Source organism: Thermomicrobiales bacterium, from assembly GCA_041390825.1.
GTDB lineage: Bacteria > Chloroflexota > Chloroflexia > Thermomicrobiales > UBA6265 > JAMLHN01.
This window is the reverse complement of record JAWKPF010000086.1, coordinates 1-2,285: the sequence shown is the minus strand read 5'-3', so window position 1 is coordinate 2,285 and position 2,285 is coordinate 1. Positions and strand designations below refer to the sequence as shown.

4 protein-coding genes are annotated in these 2,285 nt (G+C 59.6%); 2 read left to right on the top strand and 2 right to left on the bottom strand.

Annotated features, from left to right (window positions below; translation table 11 throughout):
- The coding region (locus tag R2855_20075) for a M81 family metallopeptidase (protein ID MEZ4533304.1) at positions 1-759 on the bottom strand (759 nt) is incomplete at its 3' end.
- 209 nt (positions 760-968) lie between these two features.
- On the opposite strand from R2855_20075, the gene R2855_20070 reads away from it, so the two are divergent.
- Both R2855_20070 and R2855_20065 read left to right on the top strand, forming a co-directional pair.
- Positions 969-1,349, top strand: coding sequence for a metalloregulator ArsR/SmtB family transcription factor (locus R2855_20070; protein ID MEZ4533303.1), 381 nt, complete (start codon positions 969-971; stop codon positions 1,347-1,349).
- On the top strand, positions 1,346-1,828 hold the full coding sequence (locus R2855_20065) for an SRPBCC family protein (protein ID MEZ4533302.1): 483 nt from the start codon (positions 1,346-1,348) through the stop codon (positions 1,826-1,828). Before R2855_20070 ends, R2855_20065 begins: the two co-directional genes overlap by 4 nt.
- Positions 1,829-1,955: 127 nt before the next feature.
- On the opposite strand, the gene R2855_20060 is transcribed toward R2855_20065, so the two are convergent.
- The coding region (locus R2855_20060; protein ID MEZ4533301.1) for a YciI family protein at positions 1,956-2,285 on the bottom strand (330 nt) is incomplete at its 5' end.

Sequence of the window (2,285 nt, the reverse complement as noted above, 5' to 3'; positions counted from 1 at the left end):
ATCGCCATCCGTGGTGACGATCGCGAGCGAGCAGAGCTCCGGCACATCGGTGAATGGGTTGCTCCAGATCATGGCTGCCGAGAGTGTTTCGCCCGATTCCTCGAGCTGCACACACCGGTCGACGGTTTTTCGGATCTTGCCGGATGCCGTGATCAGCTCGTCCCCTCGAACGAGCGCCGGTATGCGCACCACCGCCGTTACTGGTCTGGCGCCCTCCTGCAGGATCCTCAGGAGCAACCGCGCCGCGCGACGACCGGTGGAATCGAAGTCCTCATGTGGATAGGTGTGGTAGACGGAAAAGGCATTCGCGTTTTCCAGCATCCGGTTGGTCAAAATGCCGTGCAGATCGAGCGACGCAACGATCGGTATTTCGGAGCCGGCGATCTTGCGGATCTCCTGGAGCAGATAGCCCTCGGGATCGAGCTCGTCGGTCGTCGCCATCGCGCCATGCAGCGCGACATAGATGCCATCTACTCCGTCGATGTTGGCGCGCACGAGATCGAGCAACTCCGATTCCATCGTGTGCCAGGCATCTGCCGCCAGAATGCCGCCCGAGGTGATGAGCTGGGCGCTGTAGCTGCCGACGACATCGACTCCCGCCTCAGCGAAGACTTCGAGCGCTCCTCCGACTTCCGTCCGCCGTCCGCGGTGGGACTCGAGAAACGCGTCCCCGCGACCAATGATGAAATCACCCAGTCCGGTATTCACCGGATTGAAGCTGGAGACTTCTTGACGGCATTCGGCAATCAGGATCTTCACGGCATTCCTCCCCAGTCCCTGGGCAATCGAAGCAATGCCGGAAGTAAAGCAGTTTGACGGTTTGCGCGCGCACGCCGATGGGCTGGTTGGAAACACATTCCGCCGATCGACTCTGGACTTGTCGAATTACTGCGTTGTCCCGGTTGACAGACCGTGCAGCTCGCTGTATAAAACCAATAGGTTAATTAACCGATTGGATAACTACAGGCGTGAACGACGACCATCTCGATCTGATCTTCGCAGCACTCGCGGACTCAACCAGGCGGGCGATTCTTGCTCGGTTGGCGACAGGTGAGGCGACGGTCAATGAGCTCGCGGAACCATTCGATATCAGCTTGCCGGCCATCTCGAAGCATCTCAAGGTGCTGGAGCGGGCGGGTCTGATCAGCCGGAGCAAGGATGCCCAGTGGCGACCATGCCGCCTGGAACCCGCTCCGCTGGAAGAGGCAAGGAGCTGGATCGAAACGTACCGCGAGATTTGGGAGGAGTCGTTCGCCCGTCTCGATGACCTCTTGCTGGAGCTTCAGGCATCGCACGAGCCTGGCACTCAGGAAGAGATCGAACGCCAGGAAAGGACGAATCGAACGTGAGCAGTTCCGAGAACAAACTCAAAGCAGAAATCGTTTCCGATACCGAAATCACCATGCAGCGGTCATTCCGGGCGCCGCGTGAGTTGGTGTACCGCGCCTTTACCGAACCTGACCTGATTGCCAAATGGTGGGGGCAGCGCAGTTCCACGACGATCGTCGACAAGTTCGACGCGAGGGTCGGGGGCGAATGGCGCATTATCCAGCGTGCACAGGATGGAACCGACTATGCGTTCCGGGGCGAGTTCCTGGAGCTCACTCCGCCAAGCAAGGTCGTGCAGACCTTCGAGTTCGAACTGATGCCGGGACACATTTCGACCGATTCGATGACGTTGACCGAAGTCGAGGGGGGCACGCTGGTGCGCATCGACTCGACGTTTGCCTCGAGGGAGGATCGCGACGGCATGCTGCAGTCCGGAATGGAAGCGGGCGCCAATGAGTCGTACGACCGGCTCGAGGAATTGCTGGCGACGATGGCATAGCCTTGATTGGCGAAGAAACCGCAATGAGACACCGGCGCCAAGCGCGCCGGTGTCTCATTCGGGATTCCAGGCTTCCTGGCAAACCCGCGGAGCAAGGGAGCCGATCGAGTCGCGACGGAGCGGATTTTCAGCGCGGTCCGAGTTCCTTGAGTGGACGGACTTCGACCACTCCGAGATGGGCCGATGGGCTCCTGGCCGCGATCCGAATGGCGTCGTTCAGATCGTTGGCTTCGATGAGGTAGTAGCCGGCAATTTGCTCGCGCGTCTCGATGAACGGGCCGTCTGTAATCGACATCTGACCGCCACGAACCCTAATGACCGCACCACTCGATGGACCCTGAAGTCGTGAGGCATCGATAAGGTTGCCGTGTTCGTTCAACTCCTCGAGATAGAGCTGCACGCGCTCTATGATCTGCCCAAACTCTGCGTCGGTATACGCATCGAGTTTCTCCGGGTC